The organism is Leminorella richardii (assembly GCF_900478135.1).
Classification (GTDB): Bacteria; Pseudomonadota; Gammaproteobacteria; order Enterobacterales; family Enterobacteriaceae; genus Leminorella; species Leminorella richardii.
Genome location: NZ_LS483470.1, coordinates 1,605,735 through 1,623,235 on the forward strand (window position 1 = coordinate 1,605,735; position 17,501 = coordinate 1,623,235).

General features: G+C 45.5%; 14 protein-coding genes. 6 read left to right on the forward strand and 8 right to left on the reverse strand.

The features are described from left to right. Nucleotides 1-14 precede the first annotated feature (14 nt). Both icd and DQM29_RS07485 read left to right on the forward strand, forming a co-directional pair. Nucleotides 15-1,268 carry an NADP-dependent isocitrate dehydrogenase gene (gene icd / locus DQM29_RS07480; protein ID WP_111740102.1) on the forward strand — a complete coding sequence of 418 codons (1,254 nt, stop codon included), beginning with the start codon at nucleotides 15-17 and terminating at the stop codon, nucleotides 1,266-1,268. Nucleotides 1,269-1,486: 218 nt separating this feature from the next. Continuing rightward, nucleotides 1,487-1,846 (forward strand): hypothetical protein, encoded by a 360-nt coding sequence (locus DQM29_RS07485; RefSeq protein ID WP_111740103.1) that lies wholly within the window; start codon nucleotides 1,487-1,489, stop codon nucleotides 1,844-1,846. Nucleotides 1,847-2,011: 165 nt separating this feature from the next. Here DQM29_RS07485 and DQM29_RS07490 read toward each other — a convergent pair whose 3' ends face one another. Then, the gene (locus tag DQM29_RS07490; protein WP_277872190.1) at nucleotides 2,012-2,452 is read right to left on the reverse strand and encodes a DUF2938 family protein; all 441 of its coding nucleotides are present in this window, start codon (nucleotides 2,450-2,452) and stop codon (nucleotides 2,012-2,014) included. A 130-nt stretch (nucleotides 2,453-2,582) separates the two neighbouring features. Here DQM29_RS07490 and DQM29_RS07495 point away from each other — a divergent pair, with 130 nt between their 5' ends. From DQM29_RS07495 to panC, 3 genes are all read left to right on the forward strand, one after another. After that, nucleotides 2,583-2,981, forward strand: coding sequence for a MerR family transcriptional regulator (locus DQM29_RS07495; RefSeq protein WP_111740105.1), 399 nt, complete (start codon nucleotides 2,583-2,585; stop codon nucleotides 2,979-2,981). Between the two features lie 435 nt (nucleotides 2,982-3,416). After that, nucleotides 3,417-6,695 (forward strand): autotransporter outer membrane beta-barrel domain-containing protein, encoded by a 3,279-nt coding sequence (locus DQM29_RS07500; protein WP_232054877.1) that lies wholly within the window; start codon nucleotides 3,417-3,419, stop codon nucleotides 6,693-6,695. A gap of 767 nt (nucleotides 6,696-7,462) precedes the next feature. Then, complete coding sequence (gene panC, locus DQM29_RS07505; protein ID WP_111740106.1) at nucleotides 7,463-8,311, forward strand: pantoate--beta-alanine ligase; 849 nt, start codon at nucleotides 7,463-7,465, stop codon at nucleotides 8,309-8,311. A gap of 115 nt (nucleotides 8,312-8,426) precedes the next feature. Here the strand turns inward: panC and DQM29_RS07510 are convergent, their stop codons facing one another. The 7 genes from DQM29_RS07510 to fucO all read right to left on the reverse strand — a co-directional run bounded on the left by DQM29_RS07510 (nucleotide 8,427) and on the right by fucO (nucleotide 16,437). Next, nucleotides 8,427-8,795 carry a SecDF P1 head subdomain-containing protein gene (locus DQM29_RS07510; RefSeq protein ID WP_145960346.1) on the reverse strand — a complete coding sequence of 123 codons (369 nt, stop codon included), beginning with the start codon at nucleotides 8,793-8,795 and terminating at the stop codon, nucleotides 8,427-8,429. A 392-nt stretch (nucleotides 8,796-9,187) separates the two neighbouring features. Then, nucleotides 9,188-9,457 (reverse strand): YdgH/BhsA/McbA family protein, encoded by a 270-nt coding sequence (locus tag DQM29_RS07515; RefSeq protein ID WP_111740108.1) that lies wholly within the window; start codon nucleotides 9,455-9,457, stop codon nucleotides 9,188-9,190. Nucleotides 9,458-9,719: 262 nt separating this feature from the next. Beyond that, entirely contained in the window at nucleotides 9,720-9,926 is a 207-nt protein-coding gene (locus DQM29_RS07520; protein ID WP_111740109.1) for a hypothetical protein, read from the reverse strand. Further along, nucleotides 9,919-10,557 (reverse strand): PadR family transcriptional regulator, encoded by a 639-nt coding sequence (locus DQM29_RS07525; RefSeq protein WP_415270880.1) that lies wholly within the window; start codon nucleotides 10,555-10,557, stop codon nucleotides 9,919-9,921. Before DQM29_RS07525 ends, DQM29_RS07520 begins: the two co-directional genes overlap by 8 nt. An 887-nt stretch (nucleotides 10,558-11,444) precedes the next feature. Next, nucleotides 11,445-14,351, reverse strand: a complete 2,907-nt coding sequence (locus DQM29_RS07530; RefSeq protein WP_170126507.1) for an autotransporter outer membrane beta-barrel domain-containing protein — start codon at nucleotides 14,349-14,351, stop codon at nucleotides 11,445-11,447. Between the two features lie 431 nt (nucleotides 14,352-14,782). Next, on the reverse strand, nucleotides 14,783-15,091 hold the full coding sequence (locus DQM29_RS07535) for a nitrous oxide-stimulated promoter family protein (RefSeq protein ID WP_232054953.1): 309 nt from the start codon (nucleotides 15,089-15,091) through the stop codon (nucleotides 14,783-14,785). A gap of 194 nt (nucleotides 15,092-15,285) precedes the next feature. Continuing rightward, complete coding sequence (gene fucO / locus DQM29_RS07540; protein WP_111740113.1) at nucleotides 15,286-16,437, reverse strand: lactaldehyde reductase; 1,152 nt, start codon at nucleotides 16,435-16,437, stop codon at nucleotides 15,286-15,288. A gap of 353 nt (nucleotides 16,438-16,790) precedes the next feature. On the opposite strand from fucO, the gene DQM29_RS07545 reads away from it, so the two are divergent. Continuing rightward, a complete protein-coding gene (locus DQM29_RS07545; RefSeq protein ID WP_111740114.1) occupies nucleotides 16,791-17,315 on the forward strand; it encodes a GNAT family N-acetyltransferase in 525 nt (174 codons plus the stop codon). Nucleotides 17,316-17,501 lie beyond the last annotated feature (186 nt).

The following is a 17,501-nucleotide window of genomic DNA, read 5'->3' on the forward strand; positions in this document are numbered from 1 at the left end:
CAGAGGAGAGTTTGATGGAAAGCAAAGTTGTTGTACCGGCTACAGGCACGAAAATTACGATTAATGCCAAGGGTAAACTCGACGTTCCGCACGATCCTATTATCCCCTACATTGAAGGTGACGGCATCGGCGTTGACGTAACGCCGGTCATGATTGAGGTTGTTGATGCTGCTGTACAAAAAGCTTACGGCGGCAAGCGTAAAATTTCCTGGATGGAGATTTATACTGGGGAAAAATCCACTGAACTGTATGGTAAAGATGTCTGGCTACCTAACGAGACACTGGACTTTATCCGTGAATATAAAGTGGCAATCAAAGGGCCTCTCACTACGCCAGTGGGCGGCGGTATTCGTTCCCTTAACGTAGCGCTTCGCCAGCAGCTGGATCTCTATATTTGTCTGCGTCCGGTTCGCTACTACGACGGCACTCCGAGCCCGCTAAAAAATCCTGAGTTGACTGACATGGTCATTTTCCGTGAAAACGCTGAAGATATTTACGCTGGCGTTGAGTGGAAAGCGGGAACGCCAGAAGCAGACAAAGTGATTAAGTTCCTACAGGACGAAATGGGCGTGACAAAAATTCGCTTCCCTCAGCAGTGCGGTATCGGTATTAAGCCGTGCTCAGAGCAGGGCAGTAAGCGCCTGATCCGCGCCGCGATTGAATACGCCATTGATAACGGCCGTGAATCCGTCACGCTGGTTCATAAAGGCAATATCATGAAGTTCACTGAAGGTGCCTTTAAGGACTGGGGCTATCAGTTGGCAAAAGAAGAGTTCGGCGGTGAGCTGCTGGACGGCGGCCCGTGGATGAAAATCAAGAACCCGAAAAACGGCAAAGACATCATTATCAAAGACGTGATTGCAGATGCCTTCCTGCAGCAAATTTTGCTGCGTCCGGCGGAGTATGACGTTATCGCCACGATGAACCTGAACGGTGACTATATTTCCGACGCACTGGCGGCACAGGTTGGCGGTATCGGCATTGCGCCGGGCGCCAACATCGGTGACGACTGCGCGCTGTTTGAAGCGACTCACGGCACTGCGCCTAAGTATGCTGGACAGGATAAGGTCAACCCGGGCTCGGTCATTCTGTCCGCAGAAATGATGCTGCGCCACATGGGCTGGTTCGAAGCCGCCGACCTGATTGTTAAAGGCATGGAAGGGGCGATTGCCGCCAAGACCGTGACCTATGACTTTGAACGCCTGATGGACGGCGCTAAGCTGCTGAAATGTTCAGAGTTTGGCAAGGCGATGATTGCGAATATGTAATCCTCTGGTTTGCTGGAAATGTTAACGGGAGCTTGATGCTCCCGTTTTTTACTTCTGACTGAAGAGGTTTATAGGTAAATCAGGATATTAAAGGCGAAAGGGAGCTTCTCGATAGTCATATTCAATGTGGATGGTTTATACAGTGCAACGCATTTCGCAACCTGTTAAAATTTATTTCGTGTGATTAAATGTATTTTAAAGGATTAAGGGGGGGAGTGATGGAGAACGATAACAATCTCGCATTACAGAAAGGGCAGGCTAAAGTAGGGGTAATTTTAGCTCTATTTGGAACTGGGCTTCCTTTTCTAGGGCTGTTAAGACAGCTTATTGAGCCAACTGGCGACAAAGAAGTCATTCTTATCTTGGGGGCAGTAGTTACGCTTTTTTTTGTTATATCTCTCATCTTGCTGTACTCCATTAAACAAATAGCGGTAATAGAAAAAAGAAGATTTTGGTCTAGGCTCCAGAAAAGATTTGGAATTCTTTTTTTGTTTTATCCATTTGTGGGTTTTTTGGCTAGCATATTTCTTATTAAAGCAGGAAATACGGGCTTAAAAACAATAGGCTGTGAAAAATAAAAGTCACAGAATTTGTTTTGGTTCGCTTCCAAGATGAATAAAGGCTTTTTCGCACAATATGTTGACTAACCGCTTCGGTGGTTTTTTATTTCTAACTGAATATCACGTCTTGTGGGCGTGGTTATCGATTTTTTGGCTATGCCGGAAGATATTTTCTTGCCTAAGTTAATGTTGTGAGAATGATAGTAGAACAGTAGTTGAACTATAAAGCCCAACACCATATATCAGATGTGTTAGAAGACTTAATAAGCGTGCCAGCCATGGGCGGGGTGTACGGGACGCTGCTATGCCAAAGCCAAACGCGGGCTGCAGAATCATCAGTGGAGCAGGTAAAGTTAACAAGCCTGTCAAAAGCCCTGTTAAGAGAGAAGGTTCATGGAACCAGGCTGAGCCGTTCAGCATAATCGGTACAGAAGCAAAAAGGAGCCCGGTCAGATAGTGGAATGCCCAGCCAGTAAAAATTTCTCCACGCACTGGTGATGTTGAGACGATTGTGCGATGTGATAGTTTTCCTCTAGGAATCCATAAAATCCATCGACCAACAAGAGAATAGTTCAACGGTGGGATATTAAGTATATGCTTCTGACCCAATGACCATAAATCCATGGTCAGTGTTGCGCCGATACCTGTTATGACAATTTGAAGAGCAAGAATTATATCCAATGTCTGTTTCCTTTTTTGATGGAATGCTAAGCTGAGAACTAGTGTGCAACTTAAAGTAAGGTTCAAGTCAACAATGAAAGAACTCGATATCAGAGAAATTTCTGACCTGTCTGGCATTAAGCCTTCAGCATTGCGGTTTTACGAAAAGAAGGGATTGATCAAACCTGTTGGTCGAAATGGTCTGAGAAGGCAATACAATGAAAATGTGCTGAGTAAATTGCAGCTGATCACGCTGGGACAGGCTGCAGGATTTTCTCTGAATGAAATAGCTGTAATGTTTGGGGCGGAGGGCAAGATTGCTATTAACCGTGAGCAGCTTCACCAGAAGTCTAAGGAAATTGACGGCACGATTCGTAAGTTGAAGCTGTTAAGCCTAGGGCTAAAGCATGCTGCTCGGTGTACAGAACCGGAGCATACTCATTGTGAAGAATTCAAAAAAATTGTCTCAAGAGGGCTTCGGCTCATCAGATAACTATTTCTCAACGGTGTAGTTCTTAATTTATTTGGTCTCCGATGTTTTTTGTCGTTTCTGTTTCTGTATAGATTGCTTCTGTAAATCTGACCATAGTGCCATTTCTTGTAAATAATTTTATTTAAATTGTTTTTAATTTGTAATTAAATTGTTTAATTTGATTTTTTTAATTAATTTTTCTCTTATTTTCTGAGCGTTTAAATAAGATAAATTAGAGTGCTCACTCAGATTCTTAAGAAAAATATTATATTTTTTAATAAATATAAAAATGTAATTATCAGACTGGTGTTAACTTTGCGTTATTTTTAGAAAAAACAAATTTATGTTGATTTAATTAAATGTGAAATATAATAAAAACGCTTTTGATTCTTTGTTTTGATAATTTTTTAGAATCGATTTTATAAGCGAAGGATTCTTTTTAAGGGACTGATATATATGAAAATAAATAATTTTCACTTGCCGGTGAAAAATAACAAAAAACTCTTTAGACGCAGCGCTGTTTCGCTTTCTCTGCTAATGTCGCTCTCTTGTTTGGCCTACGAGGCCGAAGCTGCCTGTAGTGAGTCATTCCCTGGCAGCGGTGGGTATACCTGCATCGGTGCAGGTAGTGTTTCTCAAACGATTATCGGTGACAACCTATCTATATCAATTTCTGATGATTTCTCTTTTGAACAAAATGCTAACTCGGGATTAGAGATTAGTGCTAGCGGTGGGGTCAAGGTTGAGCAGGCTGTTGGCGGCCCTAGTCTGATTACTAATGGAACGGCCCTCTATGTTGAAAAGACGGGATCGGGTTCTGTTGAGGTTGATATCAACTCATTCATTAGTGGGATCTATATAGATAGTACTGATGATAATGAAAATATCTCTATTCGCGTAAAAAATGATGTGGATGGAAGTATTGACGGCATTGCCTCTTACAATCGCGGCAGTGGTACAACTCTTATTAATATTGACGGCAACGTTATCGGGCAAAATGGTCGAGGCGTTATTGCTTCAAACTACGGTAGTGATATTCGCGTAGACGTTACGGGAAACGTAAACGCCTTTTACAGCGGTGTTGAGGTTGAAAATCAAGGCTCTGGAAAAAGTGATATCTACGTAGGCGGCAATATTGTTAGCCAAGGGATGGGGTGGGCAGACGGTATCCACGCAATTAACGGCGTGAGCAGTACCGACCTGACGATTCTTGTTGATGGCAGCATTACCGTTCCTAACGGTGACGCAAGTTATAGTAATGGTATTTACGCGCAAAATTCGGGAACAGGAAACACTGATATTACCGTTAAGGGGAAAGTAACCGGTGGGAATAGCCTGTCTAACGCACAGGGTATTTTTGTAAGGCATGGCGGAAACGATCTGACGATTAACGCGCTTGGCGGTGTATCCGGCGGCTATGCAGGAATAAAGGCGCAGAACGAAGGGACTGGATTGACTCTGATTAATACCGCAGGGGAGATTAACAGTGGCTTGACGGGTATAGATGTTCAAAATGACAGCAGGGCTACTGGGTTGACCGTTCGTTCATCTTCAGATATTCAGGCCGGGATGGTAGGCATTAAGGCTATAAACTGGGGAAGTGGGGCGACTGACATTTTTTCTGCCGGTGCAATTGAAAGTGATGATGACGGCATTTATCTCGATCATCGAGGAGCCGATCTCAGGCTAGTTGCCCAAGGCAGCATTACCTCCGAACAGGCAAACGGAATTAGCGTAGTGAGCTATGCCCAGAGTGATGCACGCCTCTCCATTACCGCGACGAGTCAAGTCTATGGCGAAGAGGACGGTATTTTCGTTATAGGCGGTGGAAATGATGGTGTCGTTAATATTACCGCCTCTGACAGCGTGACCGGTCAGAACGGTACAGGTATTTACATTTATTCAAATCTGTTGGATGCCACCGTTGATATTGCCAGCACAGTAAAGGGCGGGAACGGTACGGCTATTGACATGGAAAACGCGGGCAAGAGCGCCACACTGGTTCTGCGTCATGGCTGGGCTCTGGAAGGACAGGCCATTGCAACGCAAGAGGGTAACGATACGCTGCGCCTGGCCGGGTTGGCGAACGGCAGCCTGTCCCTTGCCCAGATAGGTAACGATGCTGATGCAAATGCCATTATGGGTTTTGAGCGCGTTGAAAAAGTGGATAGCTCAATTTGGACGCTGACGGGAAATCAACAATTTGGTGGATTTGAGTCCGCAGCGCTATCTGGTGGGGGATTAGTGCTAGATAACGCCTCTTTTTTACTGGCCGGAGCAGCATCTACATTCGATATCGAACGCGGCACGACGCTTTATGTTAAGGGAGCATCTTCTATTGATGGTGCCTTGTCTTCCCGAGGCACTATCGATCTAAACACAACCGGAACCCCGGATAATACGCTTACCGTCACCGGCGACTTTACCAGCAGTGACAGTCTATTGCGATTTGGTACCCAGCTCGGTGCAGATGGCTCCCCAACGTCTCTACTCGTTGTTGAAGGGAACACTTTTGGACAGGGGCGTGTACAGGTTGACAACTTGGGTGGTCTAGGGGCTCAAACCATTGAAGGCATCAAGCTTATCCACGTTGAACAGGATTCCAATGCTACTTTTGAGAAAAACAGTCGAATTGTGGCAGGCAGCTATGATTACGATCTGGTGAAAAAAGGCGGTAACTGGTATTTGACGAGTGTCTATCAGGAACCCACACCAGAGCCAGAGACAGAAATAGAGCCAAAGCCGGAAGAAGGGAAGCACGTCTATCGTCCTGAAGCCGGTAGCTATTTGGCCAACTATATGGCGTCGAATACGCTATTTATAACCAGACTGCACGATCGACTGGGTGAAACGCAGTATACCGATGTGCTGACCGGAGAGAAAAAGGTGACCAGCCTGTGGATGCGCCACGTTGGTGGGCATAACCGCTTTAGAGACGGCAGTGGTCAACTGCACACGCAAAGCAATCGCTATGTTTTGCAGCTGGGCGGCGATCTGGCACAGTGGAGCACCAGCGGGTTGGACCGCTGGCATCTGGGCGCTATGGCGGGTTACGCTAACCAGCGCAGCAACACCGAAGCTAAGTACTCTAAATACCGTTCCCGAGGATCCGTAGAAGGTTACAGCGCGGGCCTTTACGGCACCTGGTATGCCAACGATCGGGAAAAGACCGGCAGCTATGTCGACGCTTGGGCGCTTTATAACTGGTTTGACAGTGATGTAAAAGGGGAAGAGCTGAAAAGTGAGAGCTACAGTTCTCGCGGCGTTACTGCCTCAGTCGAGGGGGGTTACACGATTAAGCTCGGAGAGCGGCTTTCCGACGGTGTGGTTTACTACCTTCAGCCAAAGGCTCAGGTCGTTTGGATGAATGTCAGAACCAAGGATCACACGGAATCTAACGGAACCCGAATAGCCTTTCGCGGTGACGGCAATATTCAGACCCGGCTTGGGCTACGCGCCTATATGAACGGCCGAGCGGATAGCGATAAAAATACAGATCGTAAGTTTCAACCGTTTGTTGAAGCCAACTGGCTCCACAATACCAATGATTTCAGCCTCCGGATGGATGACGTGAACAATCGCGTCGCGGGGGCTAAAAATCTGGCAGAGCTGAAGCTGGGCGTTGAAGGACAAATCTCAAAAGAGTTGGATATCTGGACCAACGTTGCCCAGCAGCTAGGGGATCAGGGTTACAGCGATACTCAGGCGATGATGGGGATAAAATATCGTTTTTAACGTAAAGCAGACGCCTAAAAATACAGGGTAGGCCTAGTGAGCTACAGCTGTGAGGTAGAGAAAACGATAAGAAGTTAGTGCTTATAATTAACCAGTGAAATTGAATTTAATTTCGCTGGTTTTTTTGTATATAGCCCCCAGCTAGGCTGGGGGTTCCGTGAAGCTTTCAGCTATAAGTCAGTGATAAAACCCATTTTGAATAGAAAGAGATTGGCTGATTTAAGATATGTCAGCTGCCATTAAGTGGTACACATTGGCTATTTGTGATAAAGAATTTGAAAGTTTCAGACAACGATATAGTTGATGATGTTAGAGAAACAAACAGGGAAATGTTATGAAACCAACCGCATTACTATTATGCATATTCCTCTTCGGATGTGTATCAAGTGAACCCGATCCTAATGACGTTCCTATTGTTGGATGTGGCGATATTTGCGTGGGTTCAGGAAATGAAACGCCAGAACCAGTGGTTATTCAACCCGTGATGTGTGCAGGGGATGGAACGGGGCCTTAAAAATTCTGACCTAAGAGAACGGCTGGGCTTTTATTGTGTGTGGCCTCTCATTTCGATAACTTTCTACAGACTTAAAAGAGACTAAAGCAGTGAGTCAATGGCGAGGATCCCTTACCATTTAGTGGGCGCAAAAGGGTGGAATCAACAGTGTCCAGATTCATCTAAAACCTCGATAGACGCTGAACTTGGTGAGCTAAGTGAGGGCGATACTGTAGATATGCTGTGAAACGATATAAATAACAGGAGTGACGCTTTGTCTAACGTTATTACTTCCATCTCCGAGCTGAGAGCGATAGTCAAGTCTTGGAAGCAAGAGGGGAAAAGCATAGGGCTGGTGCCGACAATGGGATTTTTGCACGAGGGGCATCAAAGCCTAATGGCTCGGGCTAAGACGGAAAATGATAAAATAGTCGTGTCCATTTTTGTTAACCCTATGCAGTTTGGGCCAAAGGAAGACTTGGCAAGCTATCCTCGAGATCTTGAACAAGACCTTCAGCGTTGTGATAACGAGGGAGTTGACGTTATTTTTCATCCTGAAGCGTCTGAAATGTACGGTATCGATTTTTCCAGTAGTGTCGACGTGACGGGATTGACTGAAGAGCTGTGTGGTAAAAGTCGCCCTGGGCACTTTAAGGGGGTATGCACCGTCGTATCAAAACTGTTCAATATTGTTCAAGCCGATCGCGCCTACTTTGGTCAAAAGGATGCCCAACAGCTGGCGGTTATCCGTCGCATGGTTTGCGATATGAATATTGATGTTGAGGTGGTTGGCTGCCCCATAGTGCGTGAAGAAGATGGCCTGGCGAAAAGTTCCCGCAATAGCTATCTGAGCCCTGAACAGCGCAGAGCGGCAGTTTGTCTCTATCGGGCACTTCAGCTAGGACAAACGTTAGTTCTTGAAGGTGAAAGAGACAGTCTGACAGTGCTGGCTCGCTTGAAAAACGACATTGAACGAGAGCCTTTGGCTAAAGTCGACTATATCAGTCTGGTTGACGCCGATAGCTTAAGGCCGATTGAATACGTTGAAGGGCGAGTGCTTTGCGCGTTAGCGGTTTATATCGGCAGGACGCGGCTGATAGATAACTGCACGCTGTCGGTGTGAATGAAGGACTAACACAACCCCGGTAACGGCAGGGTGAACGTTCTTTAATGTGATGCTCTGCCCGCAGAGAATTAACCGTGTCCGTTTTAGCTGAGGAAGCGTCACACTAACTCCCTCAACGTACCGCCACACATTTATCCAACAATTCTCTATTCTGAATAAACTCGCCTGAGTCAGCAGACGTAATCTTAAAGCTGTTATTTAGCTCCCCATAGATGCGAGCCTTAAGGAGAACGCGATCTTTGTAGGAAAGAACGGCCTCTTTGAAGATGTTTTCACGAGAGAATTGATTTATTTTTTTGCCTTCTTCTTCGTTGAATACAATGGTGATGTAGTTGCGTCTGTTAGAATCTTTCCCGCTGTCTGCGGAGATAAGATTTTTGCATTCAAGACTAATTTGGTTTCCTTCAGCCGTCATCGTTAAAAACTCATTAGTACCGCATGCCGCTAAGAGAGGAATAAATAAAAGCGCTAAATATTTCATATAAGGTTTAATCCCAAGAGATTCCAGAACAAAAGAGAAAAGCGGCCTGACGTAAGCCGGTTAACGTATCGTATTTACCTGAGTGTGCCCAGCGTAGCAAAAATGCGCCTTTGCACACATATCTGAACTACAGCCCGATATCAGCAGTAGACTGAAAACAAAAAGTAATGTTTTAAACATCAAGGGGTACCTGGTAGTAGAGCTCAATGAGTAGAGCTTACACAGGTTAAGGTAAAAAACCTAGGTGAGGATAACGTGTGTGAATCGCTGTGATGAGGCTCTAAGTGATTAGAAGAGATATAAAGGATGTGGTCTACCGAAACTCGTATTCACATCCTTTCTAATAGCGTGTGACCTGCGCTTGGACATGGAGTATATAGGGCAGGACAATGTTATTTGTAAACCTCAGCGGCGGCATAAACGTTATTTTTCTCATTCATAGAGATGACAACAAAATAGGCGCCCCCTTTTTCATCAGCCAGTTTTGAAAGCATTTCCATGGCTTCTTCAGGCGTTTTTACATCCGTGGTTGTGCTTACCTCGCCCAGAAGCTGATATTTATTTTGTTCAGCCTGCTCTTTTGTAATTTCAGTAGCTGCTAAAGCGCTTAGTGAAAGAGTACCGGCAACTAAAGCAACAGTCAGTGTTTTTAACATTTTCATGGTATACCTCAGTAAAATAGTTAAACAGCGTACACATTGCTAATAAAGTGTTTGCGATATTCTAATTGCTGTCAAATTTTGCAATATAATGTATTGCTTGGATTTTATTTTGTAGCATTATAAGCCATTGAATAATAGTCTGGTGGTTTTATGTGAAAATAGAAAATTGGTGACTGATTTTAACCAGAATGAATAAGAAACAGGTTAGTGTAGGAAGAAAAGACATCAGGCCTACAGGCAAGAGCCTCGCAGAGCGAGGTTCTTACTCTATAGAGGGAATAGGGCGTTTAGACGCCCGACGAAAGTAAGAGAGAGGGAGCCTGTCACTGGCCGCTTTACGATTGATATTTTCCTGAGAGATAAGCCTATGAATCAACTGTGAGTCACTGATTTCAATAACGCTTTCCCCTATGGAAGAGTCATCGTTACTGAGTGGCTCAATAGTGACCCTGTAGCGCACTTTATTCATTGGCATCTCCTTCCTGAAGCTCGGTTTCGATGTCGTGAATAGCATCATTCAGCACTTTGGCTATTTTCTTACTTTGTGCCTGTGAAAGCTCTTTTCCTGCCAGATTGTGGCGAAGTACTCCACGCAGCCGGTGAATGGCGTCTTCAATTTCTTCAGCCAGATGACTAACGTGTTTTTCTCCAGCGCCTTTGATACGTTCAAAAATAATGTCTACCGCCATCTTACTGGCTATAAGGTGTTGTTCTCCGGCCGATGTAATTTGGTAATTCTTTCGGCTGTCTTCCGTGCTGGCGGGCTCAATAAATCCCTGTTCTTCCAAAAGCGTGAGGGTAGGGTAAATTACGCCGGGGCTTGGGGTATAAAGTCGTGAAGTTGTTTCTTCAATCAGCTTAATCAGTTCATATCCATGGCTGGCCTTTTTTTGGATAAGCGCCAATAGCACCAGGCGAAGATCCCCTTGTTCAAACAGGCGGCGCAGCTTCATTTGGCGGCCGCGACCGTGCCCTCTGCCTCTTTCTCCTCTATGGTGCTCATGATGACCATCGCCTTTTGCGAAAGAGGGATTATGGTGAAGGCATTCGCCTTCTGCACAGTCCGCATCGGCATCATGACGGCGGCGGCGGTGAAACATTGATTTCATATACTCTCCTTTTAGATATATCTAAATCGATATTAGATATATCTAATCTGGGGTAAATGTGTCAAGGACTGTTTTTGTCTGAAACAAGCGCTTGTTTTTAATGCATTGAAAAATATAGCTTATATATTTGTGAAGGTAATGGGATGAAGAAAAGAAGAAAAGTGAAAAAGAGCCGCTAAGGCTTAATCACGTTCGTGAAGCTATAGCGGGTTATTCGATGGAGTTAACAAAAACGTGTTTTTTATTTGCATTATAAATCAGTTCGTTATTTAATTATTTAGCATATTATTTCATCATTTACTTCATCGGAAGTCCTGTCCAGTTATGTAGTGTTGAAATATATGCCTCCCCCCTGCCTAAAGGCAGGGGGATTTTTAAGCGTGGCTCACTAACGGATTAGAGCTAGAGTAGACCGACAAGGAGGTTTCACGATGAGTAGAACAACATTCTTTTTCGCCTGCACCATGGTAATTCTGCCGCTAATAAAGCTGCTGTGTGACCTAGAGCTGAGTTTTATAAACTGAGTGGGAGAGTTTTGGCGCTATCAAAAAAAAAGCCCTGCAGGGGAATACAGGGCGGCAAGAAAATCATGAAAATACGTTAGCTATGTTCCTATAGCGTTATTGATACTAATGGGTGCATTTTCATTCATCAATAATAATTACCCTGATTTACATTGTGAGGGAAAATTTACGTTTCTCTATATTTCAAGGTGTTTATCTTTTGATATATAAAGCAATGCCAGCGCTTAACCAAAATAACGTGTAACGGGACATGCTTTATGTGGTGTCACTAAGGCGTGGTATCACAGGATGCGCCTATAAATGTGCACTTATAAATTAAAAAAGCGCGCCGTTTGGCGCGCCCAGCTATCATGATTAAAAGCTGTACTTCATACCCAGAATAACTTGCGTATCACTATAGCCAGCATCGCCAAGCTGCTGAGCAACGTTGCTCCAAAGCGTGAAGGGCTTTGAAATTTGCCCCTCTACGCCAAGCTTGAGTTCAGCAATATTTCGGGTTCCATCAATATGGTTGCGATCGCCATTCATTGAGGCACCGAAGTTATGGGTATTGTGTATCCAGTTGGCTTCAATAAACGGTTCAAACTCTCGTTCTTTACCCTTATCGATATCGCTATGGCCGTTTGCATAGGCGCGAAGGCCTAGGCGGGTTTGAATGTTCCCATTCCCCTCAAACGATACGCGGCTATTGCCGCTGTCGCTATGTTCCGTATGGCTATTCGCGCGCACGTTCATCCAGATAGCCTGAGCTTTAGGCTGTAGAAAGAAGGTGACATTGTCAGTTTGGCGTTCGCCGAGCTTAAAGGTATAGCCTGTCTCTATCGACGCGGTTACGCCGCGAGACGTGTATTTCTCGGAGCTTAGTTCATCGCCTTTAACTTCATTATCAAACCAGTTATAGAGTGCCCAAGTATCAACGTAGCTGCCTGTTTTCTCTCGATCGTTGGCATACCAAGTGGCGTAAAGCCCCGCGCTGTACCCATCAACGGAGCCTCTGGAACGATATTTTGAGTACTTGGCTTCGGTGTTGCTGTGCTGGTTTGCGTACCCCGCCATAGCCCCCAAATGCCAACGATCTAAACCATCAGAGCTCCACTGGGCTAGATCACCACCGATTTGAACAACGTAACGGTTGTCTTGTGTTTTTAACTGACCACTTTCGTCGCGAGAGCGATTGTGCCCGCCAATTTGCCGTAGCCACAGGCTGGTGACGCGCTTTTCGCCAGTTAGCGCATCGGTATACTGGGTTTCCCCCAGTCGATCGTGAAGCCGCATGATGAAGAGCGTATTGCTTGCCATGTGATTAGCCATATAGCTGCCGGGCTCTGGGCGGTAAACGTGCTCTTCTTCTCCCGGTTCGGGATCCGTGCCGGGATCGGGAGGCGTTACGGTAGGAATTTCGGAGCGTAAGTACCAGTTACCGTCCTGATTGTTAACGCCATTTTTATGCAAATAGTATTCATAGGCTCCAGCGACGATGCGTCCTTCCTGTGTGAAAGTGCCGGATGAGTCTCCGTTGACTTCAATAATTTTTATACCTTCGGTGGTTAACGCACCCGTGCCGCCCTCGTTATTGACTTTCACGCGCGTGGTACCAGACGTATCCCCATCAACCACTAGCCTGTCAGTAAGGGAGGCGTCATTGTTAAGCTCGACGTCCATCACCAAAAGTCCATTGTTACCGTGGTAGTTTCCTTTAATGGTCCAAACGTCTCCCTGAGTAGCATTGTTAGAGAGGTTAATACGTCCATTGTTGTTAACATCGGCCCAAAGGGTTCGAGCGTAAACAGGTGAAGGGGTCTGTTGGACGGCCAGCGTAGAGGCGCTGTCTATATTGACGGTATTGTTGGCCGTCGCGCTCGTTGAGTCAGACAGCAGCTGTTCTCCGGTAAGCTGTAGAGTTGCTCCATCGCGAAGATTGAGGGTATTCCAGCGGTAGATATTTAAGCCATTGGTAATATCTGTTGTTGCATCATCGGTATAACCGCTTAGAGATATATTTTGGAATGTTATCTCGCCTGTATTAGCTGTGGTACCGTCTGCACCGCCGTTGACATTATGTAACTTGCTTAGATCGGCCGATGAACCGAAAAGAGCGGTATCGTTACCGGTTCCCATTTCTATCGTCGGTGCAATGATTTTACCTCCAGTTGCCTCGAAATGGTCGTTACCATCCCCCATGAAAACGCCGGCTCCTACACCAGTGTCAGTCATTGTGGTTTCAAGCAGGCCTGAGGTTAAATAGATCGCGTCATTTCCACGTGAAAGATCAATGTTTCCTCGAAGTGAGCCACCGTCTATCCTGACTACCTCAATACCCGTATTTCCCTCAATAGACTGGTTACCGAAGAAGCTAGGGTTCATAGAGTCCACAGATCCTTTGACTGTGATGTTGACGTGCGGTGTGGTGCCTAGAATTTTAATTCCCTTTGCAGCTTTGACTGTCGCATTTTGGCCAATATTGATTTGCCCAATGCTACGGTCTGCTTCAAGAGCCTGATTAACCGATGCGCTCTCACCCAGACTTAAAAGTGACGTGCCGCCAAACCAGATCCCGGAACCGCCTGGAGAGGCTGTAGTGAGACTGGTTGTTCCTGTCGACGTTACCAGCGCGCTTTCATTGATGGTAATGCTCTCTTTCAGTTTGCTTGTTACTGAGAGGTCGTTGAATTCCGAGCGGCTGCTTCCCGCTGCAACAAGCGCGCCGGTAGCGGAAGAGGCGGTATTATTATTGACGATCGTTGTTTTACCACTGACTTTCAGCACACTGTCTCCGGCAGATCGCAGCGCGAATCCTGACGTTGAGCCTTGCTTGACTTCAATCCATGCATCACCGCCAACCGTCAGCGTTCCTCCGTTGAGGCTAACCAGATCCGGAGAGTTGCCTGAAGAGGTAATTAAGCTTTTGGCGGTAAAATTGCCGACAACGTTCAGCCTGCCGTTAGTGATTTCAATCACTTTTTGAATATAGGTTTGTACCGTATTGTCGACAGTAAAACTGCCCTGTGCCAATACGTTGCCTCCGTTGGTAATGGAGACAGCCTCTTTGGTTTTGCTTAAGGTCACTAAACTGTTGGTTAATGTCAAAAGTGAGTTAGCGTCACTAACGGTAAGCTTTGAGTAGGTATCCCCAGCGGTATTTGATGAACACTGATCGCCACCGCTTGCTGTTAGTGAGCCACAGGTGGCCATGGCGTGGGAAGAGAAAAGGAGAGACGTTAACATGATAGCTAATGATGAAGTGCTAAATTCATGAGGCATTTTAAACATTCCCTTATTTAATAAATATATAACTCACTATTTAATATGATATTAAATAGTGATTATTCAATTTTTTCGTGACGAGATGTATTCTTGTTTACATCATCATACTTCATTTCTTGATGGGATTTATATATTTTTAATGAGTTGCTTTTTGGTTTTTTGAAATGAAAGCGTCGTGTTTAATTGTGTTATTGATTGTTATGGGTATTTCAATGAAAATTAAAATTCGTTGATTGTTGAGTGAATTATTATTTTTATTAATCTTTAACTATAGACTGTATGAATTATTTCAAAATGAGTAGTGATGGGCATTTTTTATTTCTATTAATAAAGAAATAACGATGTGTTGATTTCAATAGCCCCATTATTTTAACTGAATATGACACATTATCTGTATTCAATATGCTTTAGGTGGTCAGAGAACGGCGTTAAGGCTTTCTTTCCTTCCGTTTCTTCTCGGGAACCGGGGGAACAGGCCTGCGATCGTCAATTAAATGACGAATAGCTAAAATAGGGTGATGCAGAAGCATTCTTGGGCCGGCCCAGCGCATGACTGCTCTTATCTCCTCTCTTTTTTGCGGTTGATAGCAATGAATAGGGCATTGTTTACAGGCGGGTTTTTGCGCGCCAAAACGGCACTTTTCCAAACGCTTGAGAGCGTATTGATAAAGCTGTGCATAGTGAGAGGTGTCATCCTGATGTTCAAGAGGATGCGCGCGAGCGTAAAGCGCAATCATTTTCTCTATTGTATTTGCTTCTCGCTTAAGGCGTTTATCCAAGGCCAGACTCTCCGATTCAGGATCTAAAACCCGAAGATAATCGCAATCACATCGGGGGTAAAGCATAAAGTGTATTTTTTGTGCATGTTAATTGAAGTGAGTATCCAATAAAAACGGGGCCAATAAGGCCCCGTGTAGATAAAACCAAGCGATCAGTAGATAGAACGATATAGCCCTTTAATATCTTCGATATTCGTGTCGCGCGGGTTGCCACCGGTACAGACGTCAGCAAAGGCCGCTTCAGCCAGCGCGTCAACGTCGGCTTCTTTCATGCCGACATCGCGCAGGCGCGCGGGAATGCCAACGTCTTTGCTCAGCTGTTTAACGGCGTTAATTGCCGCTTCGCGAGCCTGAGAGATAGACATGCCCGCTACGTTTTCTACACCCATGGCAATGGCTACCTGACGGAATTTCTCTCCCGTAAAGTCGGCGTTATAGGCCATGATATGAGGCAGCAGAATTGCGTTTGCTACACCGTGCGGCGTATCGTAAAACGCACCCAGCGGGTGCGCCATGCCGTGCACCAAACCAAGCCCTACGTTAGAGAAGCCCATACCTGCGATGTACTGAGCAAGAGCCATGTCTTCAACGCCGGTAGGATCGCCTTCCACCGAGGCGCGCAGCGCACGAGCGATGATTTCGATAGACTTCAGGTGCATCATATCGGTGAGTTCCCAGGCGCCTTTGGTGGTATAGCCTTCAATGGCGTGAGTCAGGGCATCGATACCGGTCGCCGCCTTCAGCGAGGCGGGCATACTGGCCATCATTTCTGAATCGACAATGGCAATGACGGGAATATCGTGCGGATCGACGCAGACAAACTTGCGGCGATTTTCTTCATCGGTAATCACGTAGTTAATGGTGACTTCCGCCGCCGTACCCGCGGTTGTCGGGATAGCAATCATCGGTACGCTGGCCTTCTTCGTTGGAGCTACGCCTTCAAGGCTTCTAACGTCCGCATATTCGGGGTTATTAATAATGATACCGATGGCTTTTGCTGTGTCCTGCGGGGAGCCGCCGCCGACGGCGATCAGGTAGTCAGCCTCGGAGCGCTTAAAGACGTCAACGCCGTTTTTGACGATAGCAATCGTGGGATTAGGCACAACGTCGTCAAAAATCTCATAGGCCAGCCCGGCTTTTTCCAGCAGGGCGCTTACTTTAGTTGCTACGCCAAACTTAATCAGGTCTTTATCTGTTACTAGCAGGGCTTTTTTAAAACCGCGCTTTTGCACTTCCTCTACGATGTGGGAGATAGCCCCTGGGCCAAAGTAAGAGGTTTCGTTAAGGATCATTCGGTTTGCCATAAGTAAGCTCCATAAGCGTGTGAATATAAAATATTAAAAAATCAAAATTCGTGTCGTTTACCCGAGCTGTCGCTAAATTCCACTATGCTGGAATTCACTTCACCATAATGGATATCAGGGTAGGTTTACTTATTGGCTGAATCGTTGATATAGATTATAAAACGCTAATTTCAGGCTTTTTCTCGCTGTTTCTCTATTTGAAAGTGATAAATATAAGGGGAAGGGGAGAACAGCAACATATCAGCGTCTAACAGAATGGAAAGGTTGGAAAACGTCGTTGAGTGGGGTATGTTTCTGTCTTCATTTTACGGCACTGGTGATAGCCGCCCTGATATTAACCGATAGAGAGCACGATGAACGTTACCCGCATTACCCGTACTGACGATCCCCTGTTTGTTCCTTTTCGTGAGCTGTACCTCCGCGCTTTTCCCAAGTTCGAGCAGCGGACATTCGAGCACCAGGCCAAGGGGCTGACGGCGGATAGCCACTTTCTTTATGTATATCAAGAAGGCGAAACGTTTATTGGCTTTGTTATCTATTGGTCGTTTGATGACTATATCTATATCGAGCACTACGCCATTAGCGATGCAGTACGAGGTAAAGGCTACGGTTCCCGCCTGTTGACAGAGCTGGTGGCTAAAACGGAAAAGACCGTTATTTTAGAGATTGACCCTGTTGTTGATGAAGTTTCTACGAAAAGGCTGCGCTTTTACCGCGGTCTTGGCTTTATTGAAAACGATTATGACCACGTTCACCCTCCATATCGCCCGGAGTTTAATGGTCACGCTTTAAAAGTGTTGAGTCATGGTCGAACGCTTTCGCCTGAGGAATATCAGCGCTTTTGCCAAGATCTCAGCCATGTTGTTATGGTGAAGTAGGTCTTTCATATATCCACTTATTGATCATTTGCTCGATTCTGTTTCAGGGTGAAAACATTTGCCCTGTTATGTTTTTTTATTTTCTTACTTGCCTTTTTTAACATTCAAGCATCATTGTTATTACCATTGCCGCTAATGTGAACATTATGTGAGCTGAATCGTATCCCTTATCTTTGCTAAAGCGAA